Origin of the sequence: uncultured Gilvimarinus sp., from assembly GCF_963972205.1 — a bacterium.
Lineage (GTDB): Bacteria > Pseudomonadota > Gammaproteobacteria > Pseudomonadales > Cellvibrionaceae > Gilvimarinus > Gilvimarinus japonicus.
Genome location: NZ_CAXAUC010000003.1, coordinates 35,268 through 61,428 on the forward strand (window position 1 = coordinate 35,268; position 26,161 = coordinate 61,428).

General features: G+C 52.6%; 24 protein-coding genes. 7 read left to right on the plus strand and 17 right to left on the minus strand.

Features of this window, described 5'->3' with window-relative positions:
- Positions 1-27: 27 nt before the first annotated feature.
- Both AACY82_RS07145 and AACY82_RS07150 read right to left on the minus strand, forming a co-directional pair.
- Positions 28-762, minus strand: coding sequence for a copper homeostasis protein CutC (locus tag AACY82_RS07145; protein ID WP_339616100.1), 735 nt, complete (start codon positions 760-762; stop codon positions 28-30).
- Complete coding sequence (locus AACY82_RS07150; protein ID WP_339616101.1) at positions 763-1,683, minus strand: ROK family protein; 921 nt, start codon at positions 1,681-1,683, stop codon at positions 763-765. It lies immediately after the preceding gene.
- Positions 1,684-1,930: 247 nt separating this feature from the next.
- On the opposite strand from AACY82_RS07150, the gene AACY82_RS07155 reads away from it, so the two are divergent.
- The 4 genes from AACY82_RS07155 (at position 1,931) to AACY82_RS07170 (ending at position 4,551) form a co-directional block, all read left to right on the plus strand.
- Positions 1,931-2,134: a ParD-like family protein gene (locus AACY82_RS07155; RefSeq protein WP_339616102.1), complete on the plus strand. Its 204-nt coding sequence runs from the start codon at positions 1,931-1,933 to the stop codon at positions 2,132-2,134.
- Positions 2,127-2,912 (plus strand): type I methionyl aminopeptidase, encoded by a 786-nt coding sequence (gene map / locus AACY82_RS07160; RefSeq protein ID WP_339616103.1) that lies wholly within the window; start codon positions 2,127-2,129, stop codon positions 2,910-2,912. Before AACY82_RS07155 ends, map begins: the two co-directional genes overlap by 8 nt.
- Positions 2,913-3,036: 124 nt before the next feature.
- Positions 3,037-3,594, plus strand: a complete 558-nt coding sequence (locus tag AACY82_RS07165; protein ID WP_339616104.1) for a porin family protein — start codon at positions 3,037-3,039, stop codon at positions 3,592-3,594.
- 165 nt (positions 3,595-3,759) lie between these two features.
- On the plus strand, positions 3,760-4,551 hold the full coding sequence (locus AACY82_RS07170) for a hypothetical protein (RefSeq protein WP_339616105.1): 792 nt from the start codon (positions 3,760-3,762) through the stop codon (positions 4,549-4,551).
- Positions 4,552-4,616: 65 nt separating this feature from the next.
- On the opposite strand, the gene AACY82_RS07175 is transcribed toward AACY82_RS07170, so the two are convergent.
- The 7 genes from AACY82_RS07175 to AACY82_RS07205 form a co-directional block, all read right to left on the minus strand.
- Positions 4,617-5,294: a type 1 glutamine amidotransferase domain-containing protein gene (locus tag AACY82_RS07175; protein WP_339616106.1), complete on the minus strand. Its 678-nt coding sequence runs from the start codon at positions 5,292-5,294 to the stop codon at positions 4,617-4,619.
- Between the two features lie 121 nt (positions 5,295-5,415).
- Positions 5,416-5,619: a hypothetical protein gene (locus tag AACY82_RS07180; protein ID WP_339616107.1), complete on the minus strand. Its 204-nt coding sequence runs from the start codon at positions 5,617-5,619 to the stop codon at positions 5,416-5,418.
- Positions 5,620-5,657: 38 nt separating this feature from the next.
- Entirely contained in the window at positions 5,658-6,701 is a 1,044-nt protein-coding gene (locus AACY82_RS07185) for an NADP-dependent oxidoreductase (protein ID WP_339616108.1), read from the minus strand.
- A 285-nt stretch (positions 6,702-6,986) separates the two neighbouring features.
- Positions 6,987-8,198 carry a type II toxin-antitoxin system HipA family toxin gene (locus AACY82_RS07190; protein ID WP_339616109.1) on the minus strand — a complete coding sequence of 404 codons (1,212 nt, stop codon included), beginning with the start codon at positions 8,196-8,198 and terminating at the stop codon, positions 6,987-6,989.
- Positions 8,198-8,509 (minus strand): helix-turn-helix transcriptional regulator, encoded by a 312-nt coding sequence (locus AACY82_RS07195; protein ID WP_339616110.1) that lies wholly within the window; start codon positions 8,507-8,509, stop codon positions 8,198-8,200. Before AACY82_RS07195 ends, AACY82_RS07190 begins: the two co-directional genes overlap by 1 nt.
- Before the next feature lie 140 nt (positions 8,510-8,649).
- Positions 8,650-9,807: a Wadjet anti-phage system protein JetD domain-containing protein gene (locus AACY82_RS07200; RefSeq protein ID WP_339616111.1), complete on the minus strand. Its 1,158-nt coding sequence runs from the start codon at positions 9,805-9,807 to the stop codon at positions 8,650-8,652.
- 136 nt (positions 9,808-9,943) lie between these two features.
- Positions 9,944-11,035 (minus strand): glycoside hydrolase family 18 protein, encoded by a 1,092-nt coding sequence (locus AACY82_RS07205; RefSeq protein WP_339616112.1) that lies wholly within the window; start codon positions 11,033-11,035, stop codon positions 9,944-9,946.
- 779 nt (positions 11,036-11,814) lie between these two features.
- Between AACY82_RS07205 and AACY82_RS07210 the strand changes: the two genes are divergently transcribed.
- Positions 11,815-12,306 (plus strand): hypothetical protein, encoded by a 492-nt coding sequence (locus AACY82_RS07210; protein WP_339616113.1) that lies wholly within the window; start codon positions 11,815-11,817, stop codon positions 12,304-12,306.
- Between the two features lie 529 nt (positions 12,307-12,835).
- Complete coding sequence (locus AACY82_RS07215) at positions 12,836-13,318, plus strand: hypothetical protein (protein WP_339616114.1); 483 nt, start codon at positions 12,836-12,838, stop codon at positions 13,316-13,318.
- Between the two features lie 41 nt (positions 13,319-13,359).
- Here the strand turns inward: AACY82_RS07215 and AACY82_RS07220 are convergent, their stop codons facing one another.
- The gene (locus AACY82_RS07220) at positions 13,360-15,426 is read right to left on the minus strand and encodes a prolyl oligopeptidase family serine peptidase (RefSeq protein ID WP_339616115.1); all 2,067 of its coding nucleotides are present in this window, start codon (positions 15,424-15,426) and stop codon (positions 13,360-13,362) included.
- Positions 15,427-15,624: 198 nt separating this feature from the next.
- Here AACY82_RS07220 and AACY82_RS07225 point away from each other — a divergent pair, with 198 nt between their 5' ends.
- Complete coding sequence (locus AACY82_RS07225; RefSeq protein ID WP_339616116.1) at positions 15,625-16,887, plus strand: DUF2254 domain-containing protein; 1,263 nt, start codon at positions 15,625-15,627, stop codon at positions 16,885-16,887.
- A 42-nt stretch (positions 16,888-16,929) separates the two neighbouring features.
- Here the strand turns inward: AACY82_RS07225 and AACY82_RS07230 are convergent, their stop codons facing one another.
- From AACY82_RS07230 to AACY82_RS07260, 7 genes are all read right to left on the minus strand, one after another.
- The gene (locus AACY82_RS07230; RefSeq protein ID WP_339616117.1) at positions 16,930-17,808 is read right to left on the minus strand and encodes a chemotaxis protein CheV; all 879 of its coding nucleotides are present in this window, start codon (positions 17,806-17,808) and stop codon (positions 16,930-16,932) included.
- A gap of 91 nt (positions 17,809-17,899) precedes the next feature.
- Positions 17,900-20,989: a CusA/CzcA family heavy metal efflux RND transporter gene (locus AACY82_RS07235; RefSeq protein ID WP_339616118.1), complete on the minus strand. Its 3,090-nt coding sequence runs from the start codon at positions 20,987-20,989 to the stop codon at positions 17,900-17,902.
- A 20-nt stretch (positions 20,990-21,009) separates the two neighbouring features.
- Positions 21,010-21,942, minus strand: a complete 933-nt coding sequence (locus AACY82_RS07240) for an efflux RND transporter periplasmic adaptor subunit (RefSeq protein WP_339616119.1) — start codon at positions 21,940-21,942, stop codon at positions 21,010-21,012.
- On the minus strand, positions 21,939-23,186 hold the full coding sequence (locus AACY82_RS07245) for a TolC family protein (RefSeq protein ID WP_339616120.1): 1,248 nt from the start codon (positions 23,184-23,186) through the stop codon (positions 21,939-21,941). The genes AACY82_RS07240 and AACY82_RS07245 overlap by 4 nt, the downstream gene beginning before the upstream one ends.
- A 105-nt stretch (positions 23,187-23,291) precedes the next feature.
- Entirely contained in the window at positions 23,292-23,654 is a 363-nt protein-coding gene (locus tag AACY82_RS07250; RefSeq protein ID WP_339616121.1) for a hypothetical protein, read from the minus strand.
- A 113-nt stretch (positions 23,655-23,767) separates the two neighbouring features.
- On the minus strand, positions 23,768-24,889 hold the full coding sequence (locus tag AACY82_RS07255) for a HupE/UreJ family protein (protein ID WP_339616122.1): 1,122 nt from the start codon (positions 24,887-24,889) through the stop codon (positions 23,768-23,770).
- 2 nt (positions 24,890-24,891) lie between these two features.
- Positions 24,892-26,124, minus strand: a complete 1,233-nt coding sequence (locus AACY82_RS07260; RefSeq protein WP_339616123.1) for a hypothetical protein — start codon at positions 26,122-26,124, stop codon at positions 24,892-24,894.
- Positions 26,125-26,161 lie beyond the last annotated feature (37 nt).

The window sequence follows — 26,161 nt, forward strand, 5'->3', positions numbered from 1 at the left end:
ACTCATTTTAATAGGCAAAAGGTCAGGCTAAGCCCCAAGCGCAACCAAAATATCAGTCATCCGCTGCACCACATCAAGGCTGGTCTGCCGCCGCCCCTCAGTGGCACAAAATCCAAGTTTTATCGCTGCTTCTGGCGCTTGCGGTATAAACTCCGAGCACGAGGCATGTACGCAAGTCAGTGGCATTAGTGTGGCCAACTCGCGGACATTAACGGCATTAATGCCGCTGCCAGGCATAATCTCGATGCGCCCATCGGCTTTATCGATGAGACGTGCCAGTAGCTGTTTGCCTTGCAAGGCTGTTTTTTGTTGGCCACTGGTTAAAATACGATTAAAGCCTAACGCAATCGCCTGCTCTAGTGCCACGAATGGATCTGGCGTCAAGTCGAACGCGCGATGCAAGGTGATGTCCATTCCGCTGGCAGCCGCTACGAGCTTTGCCAATGTTTCTAAATCGAGTGTTCCATCTTGATGCGTCGCCCCAAGCACCACGCCTTGCATGTTTTCATCTCGCGCTTGCGCGATATCATCGAGCATGAGCTGTACTTCGGCGGCCGTAAAACAAAAGTCGCCGCCCCGTGGGCGAATCATCACATGGGCGGGCACGGCCTCGGCCGTGGCAAAACGCATCAGCGCACGTGTTGGCGTAAGCCCACCAGCTACCAATGCAGCGCAAAGCTCTACCCGATCCGCGCCGCCCTGCTTGGCATTATTAAGTGCCTGTGGCGCATCAATACACACCTCAAAAATAACCTTCGCCATTTACAGCTTCCCCACCTTGCTATCTGGGCGTAAAAAAGCCGCCCCCACAAGACCGGCGTTGGCCACATGCTGCGCCTGAACAACCAGCGGCCGATCGTATTGCGACAACACTATAGCGCGAACTTTTGCATCGATTTTTGCGATAAAATCCTGCGCGTTCGCCAAGCCACCGCCAACAGGCACAGAGCCCGGGCCAAACGTATTAATCACTACGCTAAGCACTCGGGCGAGCATTTCGGTGCATACCTCGACTGTTTTTGCCGCGTCAGCCTCACCGTTACGCCAGCCATGCAAAATTTGCTTTGCCCCGATCGTCGTGCCGCTTAACGCTTTATGCACACTCTCCATCCCACGGGCAGCACCGACCGTATCTAAGCATCCTGTTTGGCCACATCCGCACTGAAAATAACCCATATGCTCTACTAAGCCACCGGCAGTGGGGTCGACAACAGGACCGTGTCCCCACTCGCCTGAAATTCCGCCAAAGCCTGTCACCACTTGGCCGTTCAGCACCAAAGCGCCACCCACTCCGGTACCCAAGATAATCGCAAAGACATTGCGCTCACCTTTTGCGACACCGACATGAGCCTCCGCAAGTGCCAAACAGTCCGCATCATTGGCGACCACAACCGGCACATTCACGCGCGCTTCTAATAGCTCGGCAAGGTTTCGGTTTTTTAAATAAGGTATATTCGCAATCGTGAGTTCGCCGGATTTAGTATTTACAAAGCCGGTAATCGAAATGGCCACAAAATCTTGTTGCGCGCTTGGGGCGCTTTGCACCATTGCAACCAACACCGTTAAAAATGCTTCTAGTGAAGCATCGGGTGTGGCGCACTGATTAACGATTTGCACAATCCCCTCTTGGTCGGGCCAACCCGAGCGAATGTTTGTGCCGCCAATATCAAAACAAACTGGCATGAATGCTCCCTCCACGTAAAAATTGATCACGGCTGTCTGCTAAAGACAGGCCGAACGTCTGTGCCTGATCCAGCTGAAGAGAATCATTTTGAAGTACGAATACTATCATCATTCAATGGCGCAATAGCACCTGCCGCTGGCCACACGCATCTACACCTCTGCTACGCCGTCCCTAAACAATTATTCACACACCATAGTATACGATTCATATATACTTCGCATATTTACAGTTGGAGGCACACCCACCATGGGTATCGTAAAAGTATCCGACGCACTGCACGACGAGCTGCGCCACGCCAGCGGCGTGATGCAGCGCTCGATTAACGCACAGGCGGAGTTTTGGCTAAAAATCGGGCGGCTGGCGGAGCTTAACCAAGATAAAACCTTTGCCGAACTGATTCGGGCTGAGTTAACTGGGACGGAACTCACGCGAGGCAGTTACAATGAATGAGATTATTTTAAAATCACCCGAGGCACTGGCCAAAATGCGCCGTGCCGGCAAACTGTTAGCGCAGGTGTTTGCCGAGCTGGATAAACGCATGATGGAAGGCGTCACCACCATGACGATTAACAACTGGGTGGAGCAGTATATTCGCGAAGCTTTAAACGCACGCCCGGCAAGCCTTGGTCAGTACGATTACCCATATACCTTAAACGCCTCACCCAATTATGTCGTGTGCCACGGTTTGCCAACAGACAAACCATTAAAAAGCGGTGATATTGTCAATATTGATATTACGCTGGAAAAGGACGGGTATATCGCGGACTCCAGCAAAATGTATTGCATTGGTGATGTCACACCTTTAGCCCGCACGTTAGTCGACGCCACCTACCAGGCGCTATGGCGTGGCATTGACGCAGTAAAGCCGGGTAATACACTGGGTGATGTAGGCTACGCCATTGCCCGTTACGCTCACCAGAACGGTTTTAGCGTGGTAAGAGATTACTGCGGCCACGGTATTGGCCAGCAGATGCACGAGGCACCGTCGGTGCTGCACTACGGCAGCCCAGGTGCCGGCTTAGTATTGCAAGAAGGCATGACTTTCACCATTGAGCCGATGATTAATCAAGGTTCAGCTAAAACAAAAACCTTAAAAGACGACTGGACCGTCATTACCCGCGACAAAAAACTATCGGCTCAATGGGAACACACCCTGGCTGTGACCGCCAATGGGGTTGAGGTGCTAACGCTTAGAGACGAGGAGCCGATTGCGCAGCGACTCGCCTAAATGCAGCCTTAACCGATAAGCGCCACAACTTACCATTGAAATTATGCGTCCAGCTTATTAGAATCCGCGCCCCAAGGAGCGTAAGCAACAATGCTTGTGCACATCTCTCAAGGAGTTAACACTCATGCTTAATATCAAATGGTTACTCGCCTCAGGCTTCGCACTAAGCCTAGCAACACAATCTGCTCTGGCCGACTTTTACGTAAGAGGTACTGGCGGTTTATCAACCCCCGATGAGGACGAGCTGGATAACGCTCTTGGAATGAGTGCGCAAGCTGGCTATCAAATCAACAAATACTTTGCCGTGCAGGGTGGAGCGACTTACTTGGGATCATTCGATTTCGAAGAAGAACTCGATTTTGATGGCTTTGACGAAGACGCCACCATCAGTATTTATGGCGCCGAAGCGACATTTGTTTCCTCCATCCCTATCTCTGAAAAGTTCTCGCTATACGGCAAGGCCGGTATTTTTGCTTGGGAGTTTGAAGCCGAAATAACCGCCTCCTCAGGCAATACTGAATTTAGCGAGACAGAAACAATCGACGGCACCGATGCCGCGTACGGTATTGGCGGCGAGTATATGCTAAGCCCACGATTATCCATTATTGGTGAGGCCAATTTTTACGACATAGATGTCGCAGACGTTAATTATTTTGGCGGCGGTGTTAAATTTACGTTTTAACGCCCCTCTAGCTCGTGCGGACCGCCGCACGAGCTACTTTATTTTCTTACGACCATACAGCATAGCCTACCGGTATTTTTCTCCACCGCACCACCGAAAATCCATCGAAACTATCCCTCGTTCGGCTTGTCTTAGCGGCGACTAAGAATAACCGAGCGCCCTTAAATGTCTGTGGACATGGATATCCGACAACTCTATTTTCGAGCTGTTTATACTCGACCTCCATTTGTGCGGCAACCAAAACTGCCAGAACCAGTTCTCAATTTTGTGCCTGAATGGGGTAAGGAGCTATCACAGCAGCCCGCAACCAAACCGAAAAATGCTAGGTTACTAAGCGTCACACTTGTGATCTCCGTGGTGATGCACGGTACTGCATTTTATTTTTGGCCAGAGCATCAAATGCGAAAACTGGGTGACGCCAACCCGATAGAAGACCTAATGCCGGTGATTCAGGTCGCCCTGCACAGACACAAACAAGCTCCGGCGCCTCAACTCCCAAAGATGCTACAACCAGAACCGGAACCAGTATCAGCTCAACACACTACGATTTCTGACCGAACCCCGGCCGTCACTCCACCCCCGGATACCGCAAACAGTGAGAATTTTCAGACGACAAACCCATTAAACCTAACACCCAGTACAACAGGTACAGCCTCGCCTGCAGCGACAAACCATCAGGTTTTTCACCCGCATTTACAGCAAAAAATTAACAAGGCAAAAACACAACGGCTTTCACAGCCAAGGGCGCGCGCCACCAACAATCACACTTGGACCAATGCCCACAGGACAACGGTTGCGGACTTAGGCTATGACAGTTGTTTAAAAGCGCAAGCGATACAAAAACGCGGCGTTGCGCGAGATTGGTATATGTCTAACTGTGACGGGAAAGCCTCGACGGGAGAAGACATGCTGGAAAATATGCAACGAGAACTGGATGCGCGTAACGGTAAACGCTAACCCCGCGCAAAGCCTTTGGGCTAAACGCAGGGTTTGGGGTAAAATTTACGTTTAAGTTTCTATATCTAGGCTAACAACGCCAACAAAAGATTGGCCGCCTGCGCCGATGAGGCCGGGTTTTGGCCCGACACCAAAAGACCATCAACCAGAGCAAAGCTTTGCCAGTCATCGCCTTTTTGGTACTCAGCGCCGTTACTTTTAAGCATATCCTCCAGCAAAAATGGGACAACGTCGGTTAAGCCTACGCCGTCTTCTTCGCTATTACTAAAGCCTGTGACTTTTTTACCTTTTACCAGCGGCTCACCGTTTTCGCCTTTTACATCGCGCAAAACGGCTGGCGCATGACAGACAAAACCGTGGGGCTTATTCGCTTTTGCAAAAGACTCAATTAACGCGACTGACTTAGCGCTCTCAGCTAAATCCCACAAGGGGCCATGACCGCCGGGGTAAAACACTGCGTCATAATCGTCGGCGTTAATATTTTCCAACCTTTGGGTATTCGCTAACGCCTTTTGCGCTATCGCGTCATCAGAAAAACGCTTGGTCGTTTCTGTTTGGCCATCTGGATCGTCACTTTTGGGGTCCAGCGGCGGTTGACCGCCTTTAGGCGACGCTAAGGTTAGCTCGGCCCCCGCATCTAAAAACGCGTAGTAAGGCGCGGTAAACTCTTCTAGCCAAAAACCGGTTTTGTTGCCGGTATCGCCCAGCTGATCGTGCGATGTTAGGACCATTAGTACTTTCATGTTTACCTCTGAGTTTTCGTGAATATAAAAATAAATAACGTATATGACAAAATAGTAGCCTGCCGTCGCTTATCCTGATGTCCAGCACGGGTGGTATCGATTTTCCACCCACCCGAAGACGCTACCGCACCGAAGATTGCTGACGCCTGTGGCCCAGCAAACCAAACCAAAACAAACCTTCAAGCAACAGCCCGATGAGTAAAAATATCGCGCCACCCGCCGGAACCCCGAAAACATAGCACGCGACTGCCGCAAACAGGCAAAATACAGCCAGCAAAACCCTTACGATAAGCGTCATTGGATTTCCTTGTTTCATTAAAGCCATTATTTAAACCGCTTAATTGGACGCAAACATAAACGTCATTAGCTTAATTCGTCAGGGCCGACGCGCACCACGAGCTTGCCAAAGTTTTTACCGTCAAGCACATCAAACAGTGCCTGCGGCGCTTGCTCTAGCCCCTCTACCTGCTGTTCGCGATAATGAACTTTGCCCTCACTTAACCACTGACTCATTTGCTGCATAAACTCGGGCATTTCGGGGCCATAGTCGTCAAACACGATAAAGCCTTTAACACTGACACGCTTTTTCAACAGCGTGCCCATCAAAAGCGGCAAACGATCCGGGCCATCGGGCAAGCCGGTGCTGTTGTACATAGAAACCATGCCGCACAGCGGAATACGGGCCTTAGTGTTTAGCAGCGGCATTACCGCATCGAACACTTTGCCGCCCACATTTTCAAAGTACACATCAATACCCTCGCCACAGGCGGCTTTTAATTGCTCGGCAAAGTCGGGCGCTTTATGATCGATGCAAGCATCAAACCCCAAAGTCTCGACGGCGTAGCGGCACTTCTCGGGCCCGCCGGCGACACCCACCGCGCGAGCCCCCTTAATCTTGGCTATTTGCCCCACTGTTGCGCCCACCGGCCCAGTCGCTGCGGCAACGACAACAGTCTCTCCGGCCTGCGGCTTACCGATATCCAGCAAGCCCATGTAGGCAGTAAAGCCCGGCATACCCAAAATACCCAGTGCGTGAGAGGGCTCGGCCAAACTTGACGGCAGCTTTACTAAGCCTTCACCGCTCGCGGTGGCGTAGTCTTGCCAACCGGTAAAGCCTACAACCCAATCGCCCGACTCAAAGCCATCTGCCTGTGAGCTAACCACGCGCGATACAGTACCACCCACCATTACGTCACCCAAAGCGACGGGGGCGGCGTAAGATTCAGCATCACTCATGCGGCCACGCATATAAGGGTCGATAGATAAAAATACCGTGCGCAACAACACTTGCCCTTTTGCAGGCTTCGGTAGCGGCGCCTCGGTCAGTGTAAAGTTGTCGACTGTTGGTCGGCCCTGGGGGCGAGAGGCAAGCAGTAATTGACGATTGCTTGATGCAGACTGAGACATAACGTACCTCGGAAACTATCAATGCAAGAGTGTTAGGTAACACCTGAAAATAACGCAGCACTTACCGCTGCCCATAGCCATTAGGTGAGGCTGCAGCGTCCTTATTACAAGGGGAAAACCGGCCAACAAAAATCGTCACCCTTTGATATCACGACACCATCACAGTTTGATGCCGCGATAACAGTGCCTGCAGAGATAAAACAGATACCCAGAGGTGGCAAACTTTACATAAGTTTAGACGATATAAATCGATAGCGAGGTAATTCATTAAAGTCCGCAACGCCGTTAGGCGCCTAGATTTAACACACCCTCAAGCATATGAACCTCGCCGGCTGCCATTCCCGCCTTAGCGGCGCGCTTAGGTAGTGTAGCTACTAACGCGCGTAATCGCTCAATCTCGCTGCGCGCTTGGGCATCGCTAAAATAAAACAGCCGGCAAAGCGAGCGGGCATTTTCCAGTGTGGCATCGGCGCCTTGCGCGCCCACACCCATAGCTTGATGACCTCGCACACCCCCTAAGGTTGGCAGGACATCGTATACCGGCGATAACCGCCACCGCCTATCGCCCACCAAGTACATCATGGCATGGTTGCGAGCGTGATCGTCGGTATTGCCAAGCAAAATATTGCACAGCATACGGGTAAATAATTCGCGACAATCCTGCACTGGCTCGGCCGAGTGTTTGCGCAAAATAGCCGCCAAGTTAATGTAACTGTAAGGGTTCTTACGCGAGTCGCGCACCATACGCAAACGCGAGGTGTTAAATAGGCTGTTAGCCGAAACAAAGTGCACCGGTTGGCCCGTGAGCCGATCAAACCGCGCAATTAAAAACGCGTGATGCCCACCGCCCAACTCGCGCAACCCGGTTGCAGGCACGCGAAGTCCAGCCTCGCGCAGCAACTCCATGGTTAAAAACTCCAGCGCGGGGATGTTCAGCAAATCCTGTTGGCGCGAGAACTTTACCAACCACTGACTAGTGTTATCGGCCACGACTACTTTAGGCCGTGCGCCCCCCATGGATGAGCCGGGCTCAATTAATGCTAACTGCTCGGGCGTGAGCGGTTCGTGCGCCTGTACTTTTTGCGCGACGGCGGCCAACTCATCGAGCAGCTCGACACCGGGCAACTGGGGGGCGCGACGTGGATAGCTGCGCGATAAACTAAACTCCAACAAACCGACCCCACCACCGCTGGTGCGCAGCAAACGCTCGACTTCGTTTTGTGGACTGCTGTTATGGTGCATCAACATAATACGCGTACCCCAATCGTCCGGCCCGGCGTCGGTAAAAACGCCAAAGGTGCCCTTGGGGTTTTGGGTGCGAAAGGTGCGGTTTATTAAAGGTAAATTTACCGGATCGAGGGGGTAAGCCTCGGGCTCGGCCAGCCACGACTTACTGTAGACAAATTCCGCCAACGGCGGCGCACAGCTTATAGTACCGGCCAAGCGGCACTCACCAGCGGCGAGCCGAGCAAAGACGTAAGCCGACTGATAGGCCATTAACGCCCCCGCAGCTTAGCGTTGGCCTGCTGAATCTGTCGGCCTATATCGTCGCGGTGTGGCGCCGCCAAATCGGCCACGGCGTCGGCCAAGCCCATGGCATTAAGCGCGGCGAGATACACCCCCGCGGCGGTGCCTAAGTTACCGGCCTCAGCGGCGCGGTAGGCATTCACCGACAGGAGCGCCCGAGAGGCGGCCTCTTGAATCGTCCAGCCTCGCGCCTTGCGCGCTTGTTTCAGGTTGCCAGCAAAGATCTCAAAGGCCCGTTTAGCATCATCATCAATGCCTAACTGGTAATCGGTACTCGGCATAAACACCTCGCAACAAAAGTGCACCAAGGTTAATAAACGAGCTTTAAAGATAGCATAAAACCGTAAACACAAACATTAAAATATACCCATATAAGTCAATTAATAGAACTAAAATACCTATATAGGGATATAAAGCCTAACTAACACTGCAGCTCACAGAGCGAGGCCGCCTCTTGATCCACATAGCTTTGCGTTTGCCTAATGGCCGGTAAGAGCGTCGTATCGGCGTAACGGCACCCGGTCAACCCTGGGTCCGGCTGCGGATTTTTAACGCCCGAGGCCTGCGTATGACCCAGCCCCGCGTGTAATCGAGCCAACAGCGGCTCGTAACCGGGCTGCCACGCCTCTAGCTGCGCAAAGCTTTGACGCAGCGCTTTTAAAATGGCCATTCCGGCGTAGTCTAAATCCCCCCAAAAACTCACCCGCAGCGAGCTTGCCTCGCCATCAAACCAAGCCCGCTTAAAACCCGCCGTATCTGCATCTGGGTTGAGGTACGAAAACACCACCTGCCCCGGCTCCCGCACCCGCGTCGCACTACCGCGAAAACCGGCGCTATACACCAGCGTAATGCCAGGCAAGTCCGCCTGAGCCAGGGCCAAAAAGGTATCTTGGTTTTCGACAAAGAGTATATGTGCCAGCGGCTGGCCGAGATGCACCACCAGCATGACCGGACGGGCCTGCAACTGTTGCGACAGCGACGGATACAAGGCACGCACCAATAGCTCATACGACTCTAGAGCTTTAGAGTCGCCCGCAAAGCAGCGGGCCGACAACGCCCTTAGCGTCACCGGCCGCTGCAACTCTTGCCCAAGCACAGCAAAAGCTCGCACCACTTGCGCGGCAGACATACCCTTAACCCGAACATGGCGCCCCACCAGCGCGGCGCCGCCATCTTCAAACTTATGCTGCTGCCGTTTAAGTTCGTGCGCCCAGGTAAGCGCGTAGGGGTCGAGTGCCGGCCGGTTTAGCCACTCGCGCACCAGCGGCTCTTTATCGGGTAAAAAGTAAATTTGCGCGTTGTCGTAAGGCTCCTGCTGCGGGTTAACCCGCGCCCGCTTAATTGTCAGCATATGGTACTCACGATCAAGATCGTTCAGCAGCGCCCACAAAAACTCAACGTCTTGCCCCTGAAAATCGTACAGCTCGGGTACCGTTTTAGGCGTGACTTTCACATAGGGCCTGCGTCCGGCATCAAGCTGATCCATAAACTTATGCAACAGCCGGTTCGGCAACAGCTCTGAACTCCACCAAACTGGCAGAGATTTTTTGGTAGGTACGGAGGACTTAGACTGAGTCATAACGTTTCAAAACAAGCATTGAATTAAAGGTCTACTAAATGGCTACATTCTAGCAGAGAGCAACGCTTACTAAACGAGACGACACAAGCGCCCACAGGAGAAGAGCGCCTGTTTTGCTTTTTTAGCCATTACGGTTTTAGTTAGGACAAATATAACTCGGCGAACTTCCCTCGCTAACCTCCCACAAGGCTTTTAACAAAGACGTTTGATCAACGGTGTCTTGACTCAACTCCCACATCATTACACCGCAAGCATTAGTGCGGGCTAACTGCGCCTTGGCGCGAATTGTTGGCAAACCATTGTAATAATTTTCCGCAACACGATCGATACAGGCATTGGCGGTATCGCTAGCAACATACTCACGGTACGCCACCCAGCTGGGCCGCGCGTAAAAAGGCACACCTAGCACCGCTTTGGATCGCGGCAAACCCCGTGCAATCCAATAGTCCAAACTGGTTTCGGCATACTCCATACTTGAGTGCTCCAACGCGCCGTACTCGTCGTAAGCCATAATATTTAAAAAATCCACCTCGGCAAAAACATCATTAAGAATATACTGCCCATTCCAATCTCCCTGGGCGACTACCGCGGCACTCAAAAACTGCTCGCGCTCTAACCTATTAAGCGCCAATCGCAACTCCTGCATCAGCAGCAAAAAGTTATCCGCCTGCGTGGCGGTACTTGGATATTCCCAGTCCATATCCACACCATCCAACTGATAACGTTCAACCAGAGCGACGATCTCCTGCACAAATAACGTCCGCGTCGCGGCACTGCGGGCCAAGGCAACAAATGCACTGTCGTCGCCATCGTTCCAGCCTCCTACCGCAATACCCACTTTTACCGAGTGCCCGTGAGCCAGCGTCACTAACTCCATCAGCTCGTTTTCATCTCCCGTCATCATAGGTTCAAGCGCACCGTTCGATTTAGGCATTACAAAAGCGTAATTAATATGCGTTAAGTAATCGTATTGAATATCCACCACACTCCCTTGCCAGCTAGGAAAGTAACCAACTATGCGCCTCCCCTCAGGGCAAGCATCACTTGCAGCGCTCGAACTAGAGTGACTGGACACCGAAGCCGCCGAGCTTTGCTCGCGGCTGGTGGTCGCAGAACTTACCGAGCCTACCACTGAATTTGTCGTCGAACTTACAGAGGCCGGAGCACCGCCTGACCCACCACAACTGACCAACATAAACATGACACTTAACAATAAGACTAGCCTCATCACAAACTCCGTTTTTATTTACTTTTTCATTCTTGCTACGATCTTTTATTTCGCGCAAGCCACGCTAACGCAAACCGTAGTGATGACATTGACAACCTTGCCCTCTTACATAAAAAAGGCCCCGATTTCACAATCGGGGCCAAGAGGAAACGCCTGGAAACGAGGCGATAGTAAAGCTTGTTAAATTACACTGTGCGTTCGCTGCCCACCTGAAAAGCATGCCACTTACCACCAGTGCAACATTTACGGCAAGCGCTGTGCGCGTAGAAATAAACCGGCTCAAAAGATGGTCTTCTCCTTATTTATTTTAGTTGTATTCACAGAGGCGAGCGCATCCAGCTTTAGTAGCAGCACTCCGCCCAAGGATACCCAGTACCCTTATAAAAACAACATTATGATATTTAATATCAGGCTAATCGCAAAATGTGGTTATGGCAATAGGTGTTTTATTATTTTTACCCAGCCTATCCTTTGGCCACCGCCCACCTCAGTGTCGATGCCAGATCTCGCAGCACTGTAGTTACCCCTTCCCATACGTTACTTTACGTGACACAGACAATCGCCAAATGCTCTGGGTAATACTGACAACCCACGGGAGTGCGTGACAAGCAGGCAGGCATCGACACATATAGCAAACCCCACAAGCGTTACCTGTCGTAACATCAGTGTAACCTTGATGTGTAAAATGGTGATCGAGCAGGTGATAACGCTTGCTTTAACCGGGAGGGTGATCCCCTTCTTAAGCTGTTTTAGCGTTGACTGATACGAGGGAACCAACCATGTTCAATTTCACTAATCGCTCGAGTTTGCAAATGTTAATCGCGGGTTTCTCGCTTGCCTTAGCGGCAGGTGCCAGCGCTGCCGAGCGCAAAGTACCTGGCGTTGTTGAATCTGTTGACTTAGAAACCAAAAGCGTCTCAATCATCGCCGACAAAACCGGCGAGAAGCTGACCTATCGTTTTTCAGGTGAACCTAAGGTACGGGTAGGCGGCCGAGCCCTGCGTGATATGTCTAATGTTCAGCCCGGCCAACAAGTAACTCTCAAGCTGTCGAGTATTGAACCCGAGCAACCCCAAAGCCGCATTATTGAAGGTGAAATACTGGAGCTAAACTTACAGCAAAATGTCGCTTTGATTCGTCCGGCCGATGGCAGTGCGCCACGCACTATTGCCCTGCCAGATGCCATTCGTGTATCTGGCTTGCACAAAGGCGCTGGCATCGAAGATTTACAAGAAGGTCAGCAAGTGACCTTTAAGTACGCGCCACAATAATAATTGCGTGCGGGCCTCTGGCGAGGTCCGCGCCTCCGCTTACCTCAAAAACCTGCCTCCTACTGTCGCTGTTACCGATCAGCATCACCTACCCCCCTATTACCGAACGCCCACTGGCAAGCTCATCGTTGCTCGCCCCAGGGACGTATCGCTACCACCAATAACCCATGTCACGCGCAAAACAACAAGCGTTATTACTGTGCACAACAAATAGCGCTCGCACCAAATAATGTTACCTATTACCACAATAACTATATAAAAAAGCACGCACATGACGCATTCCGCACCAACACAGTGATTTTTAATTCACTTATAGAATATAAAAAGGTTAAAACCAATTTAAATAAGAATAAAATATAAAAATAAGTAACTTTAGGTAACAAAAAGATAGAAAGTATCAGTACTATGTTTACCACGCAGACGACACTCCGTTAACAAACGTTTGCGTACAGCAATAAGGATGAGATTTGCCCACTCACCTTTTACAGCGTTACTTACTTTTACTGAGACAATTGTCGAGGATTTGAAGATGTCTATTGTTACTGCACGTACTACTGTTACTTCGCTGATTGCGGGCTTCGCACTAACGGCCTGCGGATTTGCACTGGCGGCGGATATTACCATTGAAGGAGTGGTGCAATCCGTTGATTACAACACCAACAGCCTGACCGTACTGGCTGACGATACCGGCAAGTTGGTCACTTACGGATTTACCGGCACACCCAAAATCGACTTAGATGGATACAAGTCTACCGATATGGCATCTGTAGAGGTAGGGCAAAACGTAAAGCTAAAAATTAATAGAATCCCCAAACCTGAGACTCTGGTTAAAGCCGAGATTCTGGAGGTTAATTTGGAGCAAAACATCGCACTTATCCGCCCCGCAGATGGCAGCGCACCACGGGTTATCGATATCCCAGAGCTCGTTGCGATATCGGGTTTACACCCCGGCGCCGAAATTTCAGATTTAAAAGAAGGGCAATTAGTAACGCTGAAGTATAGCGTACGCTAGGGTATGACGGGCCCCATCAATAATGGGGCCCGACTGAAGTTTCAATCTTTATTAGCCACAACCATAGTGCCTAAGTTTTCTTGTAAAAACCGCAACACATGGGTCAAGGTTTCAGTACGAGTTTCGCTCTGCAGTAAATAGTGGTTTTCATTTTTTAAACGTATAAAAGTCACCGGCTTGTCCGCGTCTTCCAACGCATCGTGCATCTCATCAGATTGATCAATAGAGACGACTTCATCGTCTTCACCATGAATCAATAACACCGGTACTTTTACCGCATTAGCGTGGGTTATCGGCGAGATCGCCTCTAAGTCCTCCTGGGTGTATTGGCCGTTGGCAATAGACTGCTCAAAGTAACTCACCACCCAGTGATCATCCCCGGCCTTACTGCGATCTTCATCAAGCATCTCGTTTAAATCACTCACACCATTTACAGAAACGGCGCAGCGATATAAATCGGGGGTTACACTGGCGCCCATCAAAGCGGCATAACCGCCGTAACTGGCACCGACAATACAAACGCGTGAACGATCGGCCAACCCCGCTTTGGCAAAATAGTCCAGAGTGTCGGTAAGATCATCTTGCATTTTACGACCCCATTCGCCGCGACCGGCCAAGATATGCTCTAGGCCAAAACCCGCAGAGCCGCGAAACTGCGGCTGCAGCACTAAATAGCCACTGGTGGCCAATGCCTGAGCCAACCAATCAAACCCTAACCGGTCGTAAGATTCCGGGCCACCGTGAGGCAAGAGTACCGTTGGCATATTTTTAGGATTGTCTGCATATTGCAGCGGTAAAGTTAAGACAGTGGGAATGGCCATGCCGTCGCGCGCGTTCGCCCGATAAACCACACGGGGGTTGAGAGGTTCGTCTTTGAGGTTAGCGCGTGAATTTGCCAGAAATTGCGCCGGCTTTCCCGGCCGCACCAAATAATAGCTCCCCGCCGTGGTTGGTCCCTCGACGTAGATAACCAACTCGTTCCAATTATCACTCCAGCTGCTAAGAAATACCGAGTGACCGTCAAACTTGACGATCGCTTCTTTTAAAAAAGCATCTTTGCTTGGCTCAAATAATTCATAACTCGGCGTAAAACCCGAGTACCGTAAACCGTAAACGATGCCATCCAACCCTGTAATAACCCCTTCAATATCGGCATCATCGCGACCATAGGGTTCGTCGGCTATTTTGCCATCCGCCAATGACATCTGATAATAAGCGACTCGACCACTACTGCCGTTACGGGCAAGCACGATTAAAGACTTTCGGTCTGGCGTTAAACCAACACCTGTGCGCGCAATAATGTCTGTTTTTTCTTCAAAAATCGTGCGCCAACCATCGCCATCAGGCACCTCAATGGAGTATTTATCGTCACGGTTATCGTAGACTTCCTGGGCCAAGACCTTGCCGTCATCGTCCAAAAAGTAATCCAGCGTATCTGCGTCACCCTTTTCGACCACTTTGGGCCGTCTTGGCGAATGCAGATCGACACGCATTAAAGAGCGACGAGGGTTTTGATCGTAATCACTGCGCCCCACAAAAGCTGGCATATAAAGATAGCGATGGTCGGCAGAAATACCCGCAATATCACCCAAGCCTGTTTGCCCACGAACAATATTATCGCCCGGGCGCAGCAGCTGCTCCATCTCGCCCGACTGTACATTTAAGGCAAAGGCCGTGCTGAGGTTGAGCTCGCCACGGTACCCCATTAACCTGCGGCGCTCTGACGCGACCATCACCAGATAGTCGTCATTGATAAAGTACAAATCCTGCGGGTTCAGCTCATCCACATTGGCACCGGCCACCATCTTGCCCTTCGTGAGGGAGTAAACTATCACCAAATCGCCATCTTCTTGTACCTTGCGAAAGGCTATTAGCTCACCGTTAGGCGATATTTCAAGCATGGACGCGCTGCGCAATGCACCGTATTTTTGCGCAATAGCATCAACTGAGAGTGTCGCGGCAGGCTCGGCTAAAGCTGGCGTACCGACAAACACTGGCAGCAACAGCGTGACAGCCACACGGCGAGCCGCCCCCATGAACGTGCGACGCCAAGCCGGCACCACGGCAGCTTGATACGGGCGGCGGGTAGGTAAAACAGAAAAGCGCATAGCAGCATCCTTACTCTAAAGGGCGCGTGGCATACCGGCCCTTCTATGATGACGAGATAACAAAAAGTAGACGCGCGAGTTTAAGGTAATCCGCTAACAGCCTCAAACAAAACGGCCTAATACGCGTTTTTTGTCTCCTCGCATTGCATTTAGCGGCCAACACTTACACACTTAGCTCCCCCTATCGGAGAGCATTAGATGTTAAGTCAGTGGGCTTGGAAGCTATTACAAATCAGCCGTCAATTGTGGATGCGCACCGTGTTATTTGCGGTGTTGGCAGTGGCAACCGCGCTAATAGCCATCGCCTTTAAAGGCTGGATCCCCGCCGAGCTGTCCGGCGCCATTGGCGCACCGGCGGTTGACCGAATTTTATCGATTCTGGCCTCCAGCATGCTGGCAGTTACCACCTTCTCACTCAGCGTGATGGTGGCCGCCTACAGCGCCGCTACCAGTAATATTAGCCCGCGCGCGACACGGCTATTGATGGAAGACTCCACCACGCAAAACGCCTTGGCGACTTTTGTCGGCTCGTTTGTGTACTCGCTGGTGGGGATTATCGCCCTGCACACAGGCGTTTACGGCGATCAGGGCCGAGTGATTCTGTTTGTGGTTACCATCGCGGTGGTGGTGTTAATTGTCGGCACTATTTTACTGTGGATTAATCACTTATCCAGCTTAGGCCGGGTCGGGGAAACGACTGACCGGGTCGAGGAAGCCGCGGCCAACGCGGTCAAGCGCCGTATTGCCCACCCTTGGCTCGATGGTCGCAGGCTCGCCACCCTTGCCGACATACCCGAGAAAGCCTCGGCGATTTACTCCGAGCGCATCGGTTACGTGCAGCATATCGACATTAAAGCGATTAACCGTTGGGCCGAAGAAAATGACACGCAAGTGTTTATCGCCAGTTTACCGGGCGCGTTTGTTCACCCCGGTCGGGCGCTGGCCTATTGCCTAAACCATACACAGGCCACCATCGATCAAGCGACCGAAGTAATTGACCACACTTACACCATTCGCGACGAGCGCTCGTTTGATCAAGACCCGCGCTTTGGCCTGCTGGTACTCGCCGAGATCGCCTCAAGGGCGCTATCGCCGGCGGTCAACGATCCGGGCACGGCGATTGATGTGATTGGGCGCGGTGTACGAGTTATCTCAGGTTGGGAGGTCACCCAAGGCACCGAGGAGCCCAAACTGGAGGATATTCCCTGCCCTAATGTTTGGGTGCAGCGTATTGAGCTGGCCGAGCTGTTTAATGATTTTTTTGCCCCCATCGCCCGGGACGGCGCCGGCTTAATCGAGGTGCACATACGCTTACAAAAGGCACTAGCGGCGCTCGCCGTTAAAGGTGGCGCCTTTGCCGAACACGCCCAAGCTCACTCGCAGAGAGCCTTAGCACTGGCCAAGCACGAATTGCCGTTAGCCGACGATATCGCCACGCTCGAGTCGCTGACTCTGGATTAAATCGGTCAGTTAGTAAGCGGGTGAGATTAAAAGCAACAACCGCTACTTTACCGCCCGCAGCATAGCCGCGATTAACTCATTGACATCAAACTTGGTCAGGGCTTCATTGGCGCCCACCTGATGGGCCTGACTCACACTGATCTCGCTCGAAATTGAGGTATGTAAAATAAGATAGGCATTCGCCAGTGCCGGGTCGTCACGTACTGCAAATGACAATTCGTAACCGTCAAGCCCCGGCATTTCGATGTCGCTGACCAACAAATCTACCGGGCGACCATTGCGGGCGTCAGCCTGCATCATCTCTAGCGCCTCGCGGCCGTCATCGGTAATGCGAAACTCAACACCGAGCGCCTGGAGGGCGTCGCCCAGCTGCTTACGCGCCACCGATGAATCATCTACCACAAGAATATTTAACGCTTTCAGGGCGACGGCTTTTGCACTTAAATCGTCGCCCGGTACGCTCGACTCCGCCGCATCAAAATTGGCAAAAATGCGCTCGACATCCACCAGCTGTATCAGTGCGTCGTCGACCCGGGTAACGCCCGTCAGGTAGGCGCTGCGACCCAACTGGCGCGGCGGCGGCTCGATATCTTTGCCCTGGGCCTGAACGATACGATCGAGCTTGCGCACCAAAAAGCCTACCCGCTTACGCTGACAATCGGTGACAATAATAAAGCCACTGCGCTGCTCGTCATCGTTTAAACCGCGGCCGCCCATGGCGGCCGCCAAATCGATGATCGGCAAAGTAACGCCGCGAATATTGGCCGCCCCCAAAACAGCGGGAGCAGATTCGGGCATGGGCCGAACTGGCGTGAAGGGAACGATCTCTTTGATTTTAAACGTCCCCAGAGCAAATCGCTGAGTGGGGGTTAGCCAAAACAGCAATAGGCCCTGAGAAATTGTCTGGGTGTTGGTGTTCATAGCAAACTCGTAGCACTAAAGACACCGTCAGTATAGCAACCTTGGGCGCCACGTTTACCCCCGCAGCGCCAAACTTGCACTCCTTTACGCCCTACGCGGCCTTCTGCGCTTTGGCGCCTGTAAACCACGGATACAACGCCGGTATCACCAACAGTGTCAATAAAGTCGCGGTGACCAAGCCACCCACGACCACTGTGGCCAACGGCCGCTGCACCTCACTGCCCGTGCCGGTGGCAAACAGCAGCGGGATCAGGCCAAGTCCGGTGGTCACCGCCGTCATCAGGACCGGACGCAACCGTGCACTGGCGGCCGCAACACAGGCGCGGGCCACCGGCACCCCCTGACGCACTTGCTCGTTTAAGTAACTCACCAACACCAGAGCGTTTTCTAACGCAATGCCAAACAGCGCGATAAACCCCACCGAGGCAGGCACCGACAAACTCAACCCCGCCAGCCACAGGGCAACAATACCGCCCACCAACGCCAAAGGAATATTAAGCATAATCAACAGCGCATTGGGCAGCGAGCCAAAATTGATGTACAGCATCAGCAATACCAGTACCAAGGTGATAGGCACTACAATCATCAAACGCTGATTGGCTTTTTGCTGCAACTCAAACTGCCCGCCCCATTTAACAAAATAGCCCGGCGGCAAATCCACCTCGCGCGCAATCGCCGCGTTGGCCTCTTGTACAAACGAGCCGATATCCCGCTCGCGAATATTGGCCTGTACGGTAATAAAGCGCTGGCTATTTTCCCGGGTAATTTGCCGGGGGCCGGTCACATACTCAACCGCCGCCAACTCCTGTAGCGGCACTTGCATACCGGTCTCGGTGCGCACCGTTAATTGCTCGATAGCTTCAGCGCTGTCTCTTGCACTTTTATTAAGCCGCAGGTAAATATCAAACCGACGCACCCCCTCAAACACCTGCCCAGCTTTAGCGCCACCCACCGCCAAAGCAATGGTATCTTGCACATCACTGACATTAAGCCCGTAACGGGCGATCTGCTCGCGATCGAGTGTCACTTTGAGTTGGCCGGTGCCCGCGATTTGATCTTTTTGCACATCCTGTGCGCCGCGAATACCACGCAACACTTGCGCGATCTGCTGCGCCCTGTCGTCCAACACGGCTAAGTCGTCACCAAATAACTTGGCCGCCAGCTCCGCTTTGGTGCCGGTTAATAGCTCATCCACAGCGGCGGCAATGGGTTGAGTAAAATTAAACTTAGCACCGGGAAAATCCGTAAATGAGTCGCTCATGGCGCGATACAAACCATCCAGCGAGTCGGCACTTTGCCATTCGCTTTGCGGTTTTAACGCGACAAAAATCTCGGCGTTATTCACCGGATCGGCGTGGGCCCCGACTTCGCCCCGGCCAACGCGGGTCACCACTTGGGTCACCTCGGGGAAGCGCTCCAGCAATTGTTTTTCAAACAACAACATAGACGCGCGCGCTTTCTCCAGTGAAATAGACGGCGACATGGTGGCCCGAATAAGCAAGTCACCCTCGTTAAAACGCGGTACAAACTCAGAGCCTAAGCGCGGCGCAATAACCGCCCCCAGCGCCAACATCAATACCGCGATGCCCACCGCGAGCGGCCGCCTCTGCACCACAAACCCCACAACCCGCTCGTAACTCACGCGCAGCTTGCCGCGTGAGTTGGCGTTATTACTGCCGGGAGCGTTAGGTTTTTGCATCCACAAGAAAGCAGCCACTGGCGCTACCAACAAGGCGTAAATCAACGAGCCGGCCATGGCCAGCGCCAAGGTATAAGCCAATGGCTTAAAAGTCGCCCCCTCGACCCCCTGCAAACTAAACAGCGGTAGAAACACAATAATAATAATGCTAATGGCAAATAAAATCGGTCGGGCAACGCTCTCACAGGCGCTAAGCACCAGCTGCCGGCGAGACTCTTGCGCACCGCTTTTTAACTGCTGATCAATTTGCTCGACTACCACGACCGCACCATCGACCATCAAGCCGATGGCAATCGCCAGCCCCCCTAAGGACATTAGATTTGCCGATATTCCCAACCACGGCATGGCAATTAACGCCACCGCCACCGAAAACGGAATTGAAAGCGCCACCACTAAACTCGAGCGCACAGCGCGCATAAAGGCGAGCAACACCAGCACCACCAATACCACACCCTGCACCAACGCACTGGTAACTGTGGTAAGCGCGGCGCGCACCAATTGCGCCTGATCGTAATAAGGCGCAACGCTAACGCCCTCGGGTAAATTGGCGTTAATGTTGGACAACTCCGCTTTCACCGAGTCGATCACCTCGGCGGTATTACTACCCAGCAGTTTTAACACCATGCCCACCACGACTTCACCTTGGCCATTTTTAGTGGTTAAGCCACGGCGAATTTCACCGCCAATGACCAGATCGCCCAGTTGTTCTAAATACACGGGCGTACCATCAATCGTTTTAATAACAATTTTGCCAATATCGTCCAAGTTGCGCGCCAGCCCCACCGAGCGTATTAAATACTGCTCGTCATTTTTAACCAAAAACTGCGCGCCGGCATTGGCGTTATTGGCCTCGATACGAGCTTTTACCTCGGGCAGCGAGACATTAAAACGCACCAAGGCCAGCGGATCGAGCTGCACCTGAAACTGTTTTACCTCACCGCCAATGGATAGCACCTCAGTAACACCGGATACTGTTTGCAAATTAAATTTAACGATCCAATCCTGAATCTCGCGCAGTTCTACTTCACTGTAATTGCCGCTGGTATCTTCCAAGACATAAAATAGAATTTGCCCCAGGCCGGTACTGATCGGCCCCATCACCGGATCACCAAACCCCGCTGGAATTTGATTGCGCGCTTGTTGTAAACGCTCGGCCACCAGCTGACGGGCAAAATAAATATCGGTGCTGTCGGAAAAATAAATATTGACAACAGATAAACCAAAATTGGATACCGAGCGCACATGGTCCAGCTCGGGCAATCCATTCATTGCACTTTCTATCGGGTAAGTGACGTACTTTTCGACCTCTTCCGGCGCTAAACCTTCGGTTTCCACAAACACTTGCACCAGCGCTGGCGAGATATCCGGATAGGCATCCACCGCCAAGTTACGGTAAGCAAAAAAACCACTCAACAAAACCGCCAGTGATAACATCATCACCAGCACGCGATTGTTAAGCGCACTTTGTAGTATCGATCGCATAAATCCTCCGCGTTTAAACGCTAGTGATGGTGACCGGCTTCAAGCTCGGACTTTTGCAACTGAGCTTTTAAAAAGAACCCGCCTTCGGCCGCATACTGCTGGCCCGCGGTGAGCCCCGAGAGCACTTCACTGTGTGTGCGATCTTTGCGCCCCAACGTAACTGGCTGCGCGCGCCAATGGTTTTGTTCGCGGACAAACACAACCGAGTTGCCTTCGAGTTCTATCACCGCGGTCTGCGGCACCCGTACCGGCACCTCAAAATCTGACAAAGCAACCCGCGCTTTAGCAAACATGCCCGGTTTCCACTGCCCATCGGCATTATCTAAAAACACGCGTGCCATACCGGTACGGGTTGCTTCATTCACCAGTGGCGCGACGTAATCAATCTCGGCATCTAGCGGTGCGGGGCCGTAACTGGTGGTTATGTGCACCGCCATGCCGGCTTTAACCTTTGCCACTTGTTTGGGATACAGAGCAATGTCGAGCCACAGGCGACTCAAATCGGCCACGACAAAAGCCGTATCCGTCGGCTGCAGGTGCTCACCTAACGTCACGTGGCGGTTTATCACCACGCCATTGATGAGTGATGTAAGCTCAAAGCTTGCCAAAGTATCGGAGTTCTCAGCTCGCGCAAGCACTTGCCCTGCCTTTACCTGATCGCCGGTATTGGCGTTAACACCGGTAATTTGCGCCGCAAAGCGTGGGGTTACATGGGCTACGGCTTCGGTATTCAAACGCACTTCAGCCGGTAGCACTCTGTCGTCACGCAGGCGACCTGCAGCCGCGGTTGCGATTAAACCACCTAATTCATCGAATACATCAAGCGCTAAATTCACTTCATTTTTATGGTGTTGCTCTGACTGACCTTCATTCGCGCCGTGGGGCGCTTTGGCGGCCAACGCGGTGGTGGCGCTTAACAGCAGCAATAAGGTGACGAGAATAGATCGACTCATGGGGTTATCTCCTGCGGGGCAACACTTGTGACCGATAGTGAATCTATCGGTGCCAGCGGTTCGATAAAACGTTCAAGAATGGTCATGGCATCGGCGGCATCGGCGCGTAACTCAAGCCGCTGACGCTCGGCCTGCAACAGCGAGTTTTGCGCATCTAACACCTGCAGATAACTGTAGCTGCCACGCTCGTAAGCCTTGCGGGTTGCACTCAGGACATTTTTTGCCGCCGGGAGAATCTCAACCTCTAAGGTGCTTAATGCTTGATTCGCTTGCTGCCAACGGCGAAATGCCGCCAACACCTCGGCACTGATTTTTCGCTTTAGGTAATCGGCATCGCTTTGCGCAGCGCGCATTTGCGCGTAGGCGCTGTCGATATCCGCCTGATTATTATTAAATATCTGCAGCGGAACACTGGCGCCGACGGTAAAGGCGTATTCATCAGTGGCGCTAAAACGACGCACACCGGCGGCCAAGGTGACGTCCACAGTAGCGTTGGCTTTTTCTAGGTTAACTTCAGCCTGCTGCGCGCGAATTTTCTGCTCGGCAATTTTTTGGTCAATGCCAATATCGAGCGGCGCTAATACTTGATCGACGGTTAACCCCTCGCGCATAAACAACAGTGGACCCGCCGCTACAATCACCTCGGCGTTGAACATATCACCCCATTGCGCCGCCAACTGTTGCGAGGCACTAAGCTGCTGTTGTCGCGCGCGGGTTAGCGCCAACTCAATACTTTGCAGCTGCACCCGGGCACGGGCTAAATCATCGGAGGTGGCAGCGCCGGCCTCGTGCAAACGCGCAACGGTTTGGGTGTTGTTAGTGGCGATCTCTTGTTGCGTCTCGGTGAGCCGCAAACGCTCTTGGGCCAATAGCACTTGATTAAACCGGCGGCGTACCTCTTGGCGCAATAAGCGCAATTGCCGCCGGGACTCTAGCTGCTGCCCGGTTTTATTGTGGCTCGACAGACGGCTTCTGGCCTCGCGCTTGCCGCCGCGCTCAAAGGTCTGCTCGGCCATAAATGCCGTTTCGGCTTGGCCGGCGCGCTCATACTCGCCCGAGCCGTAAAAATTTTCCGCCTCAAACACCAGTCGGGGATTGGGCCGTAACCCGGCCGACTGACGATTAAACTCGGCGGCTTCAAACCTATTATTGGCCGCCGTTATTAACGGATGATGCTCAACAACTTTTTGCCAAACTTGCTCAAACGTTAACGCACTGGCGTTAGCCGCTGCACTGCAAGCCATAAGGGCTCACAGCAACGCAGTATAAAATTTCATAGTAATATCCACTGATTAACAGGCGCAGCGCCTGAGGCGCTACGCAAAACATTGAGTTAAACAATCAGAGGATTAAACGATAGGAGGGCGAAACTCAGGAGCCACCAAGGGTGGCACATAGTGAGCGGCATAACCCCAACCGGTAATAAGATCGGGCGCCAAAACCGCGAGTGTTAGTGATTCATTGAGGTATTTAAAATTGTGGCCATGACAGCAGTGGTGGTGACAGCTTTGCTCGTCCCCGACGTCGCTATCGTGCGGTGTGTCAGCTGTCGTCTGCGCAACGCCCTTGTGGGCATCAGGGGTGTTATCGCCAAAAAGGTGCTGGTGAGAGGCCTCGCCGGTAACTTCGTGCAACACATGGGCATCGGCCGCAGCCAAGGTAGACTGCGCCAGAATTACCAACATCAATAACTGCAAAAGCCGTCGATACATGTGTGAGATAAGGTTCCGGTGCCAATGACTGAGTCAAACAGTGATCCAGACTTTACCAAACACCCCCGTTGATTGCCAGTTGTTGAGCGAACAACGCAAGCTCACAAGTCGATTTAGAGCCGCTCAATCAACCAGTTAGCACCCACCAAAGCGATAACCAAAGAGCCGGCTGGCATCGCAAAGCGCCAATACCAGCGCGAATTTCGCACCCACATTAACAACGGCAACACCACGACTATAATCGCCAGTTGACCTAGCTCGACACCGAGGTTAAAGCCCAGCACGGCCAGTAACCGCCCATTCGGTGGCAACCCAAGCTCGCCCAGAACACCGGCAAAGCCCATACCGTGCAACAAGCCAAAGCCAAAGGTTATCCAGCCAAGGCGCAGCACAACAGGTATCACGTTATTTAGCGCCGCCAAGATCACGGTAGCGGCAATACTGACCTCGACCCAGCGACTCGGCAAACTGATTAAATCTAATGCCGTCGCGGTTAAGGTGATGGAATGCGCCAAGGTAAACGCGGTAACGATGCCTAAGGTCTGCCACAAGATAGCGCGTTTAGAATGTTGCCCCTCCCAATACGGGGCGCGGCCATGATCGTGCCGACGAATCAGTACACAACCGAGCAGCAAACACAATAAAAATAAAATATGATCAAGGCCAATAAGAATATGGATAATGCCTTGGTAGACATACTCGACAAAGCCGGGCCACTGGCCATCGGTTAACGCGATCTGAGCTGTAGGCGAGCGTTCGCTAAGCACCCGGCTTACGGCCCCCGTTTGCTCGGGCGACACCATATTCACTAACAATTTGTGCTCTGGGTCGATATCAAAAAAGCCCTGATACGTTATCTGCAAAGGTTCAGCAGATTCACATTGCACCTGTAAAGGTAGCCACAAATACGCTTCATTGTAATGCTTATCGATTTGCCACTTAGGCCCCACATCAACGTCACACGCGTCGCTATTAGCACGGATGTTAAACGCCTGACTCACAAGTGGGGCAATGGCTCCACGCGCTGCTTGCACCTCGGCCCAGGTTAATTTTCCGTCGCGGTTGGTGTCGAGCCCTAACTCGCGCTCTAAGTCAAATAACCGCCATTGCAACTGCCCTTGATAAGCGCCAGAGTGCTCTGACGTTGGCTGCAGTGTTAAATAACCGGTGCTCAATTGGTGGGCAACAACCTGCGAGCCTAGCAGCAGTAAAAACAGTGTTAAGACAATCCGCACAATTAACCCTCGTTAGTAGTGGAAGACTCGCGACCGGCTAGCTGCTCAGCACGGCGCAGTAACTCGTTATCGGTGTACTCGCGGGAGCTTACAGTATTTAACTTAGCCCAGTGCAATGCGCGCTCGGCATCGGGCCGCAAATCTAAGTAGTAGCGCGCCATTTGCGCGGCATGCTCCCGATCACCGCGCTCTTCTCGCAAGGCAACTCGTGCTTGCATCAGTGCCTGCCAGCGCGACACATCGCGGTTGAGTGATTCGTGCAAACTTCGGGGCTGTTCACTGCGGCTATCGCTAGTAGCAGGCGCTACTTCACTAGACAAGTTCAGGGACTTCTCGGCAATCGCTAAACGCAATAACAGCGCATCATCCATCACGCCAGCCGCATCCACCACCGGCGCCAAGGTTTGTAAAACCTCCGCGCTGTTGCCAAGAGTCAGCTGGATATCGGCCCACTGAGCCAAGTAGTTAGTGCTGATTCGGGGGCTAAAGTTATCCAACCAGCGGGCCGCTTGCACCGGTTTGTTAAGCCGGGTCGCCATATCAGCCAGCACCTGCGCCAACCAGGGGCCTCTGGTATCGCTGGGTAAGCCTTCGCGCTCGATAAGCGCGCTCAGCTCGCGGTAGCTATCTGCCAGCGAGCTGTCTTTGTGGGTATCAATGTAAGAGCGCGCCTCAAGGGAACAGCCGGCGGCGGTTAGTAAGTCAGTTTGCCCCAATAGCGCCAAGCAGTGGTCACGGGCGCGCTTGGGCTGCCCCAAAACAATATTAATACGCGCGGCCATAAGACGACCGGCAACATGGTTTGGGGCTTGAACAAACAGGGTATCCAGCTCTTGCAGCGCTTCTTTAAAGCGGTGGCCGTGTTGCAACACATTGGCGTGCAGTAACCAGTACTCTTGCTGCTGTGATGGGGTATCAGGCAGCCTGTTGGCAAGCGGTGCAAGCGATCGCTCGGCCAATTGATAACGGTAGCTTTGGCCCGGCTTACCGGCGCCAGCTAATTGTTCGGCAGCTCTTGTCAGAGCTAAGGTGGTAGTATCAGTCGTCGTTTCTGAGCTTTTTGAAGGTGTTTCTACTCGTTCCACCGCTTCGCCCCAATCGGCCAACACTTCGTCAGTATTAGCGGGCGTATAAGGCGCGGCCTTTAGTGGTGCCACGACGCTTAGCAGCAGCAGACTGCAAACAACGTGTAAACGGCGTAAAACCAACGTTGCCAAGTGACTCTTTATTTGCATGTAATATCTCCATGTGCCCTACCCCGAGCTTTTTAAA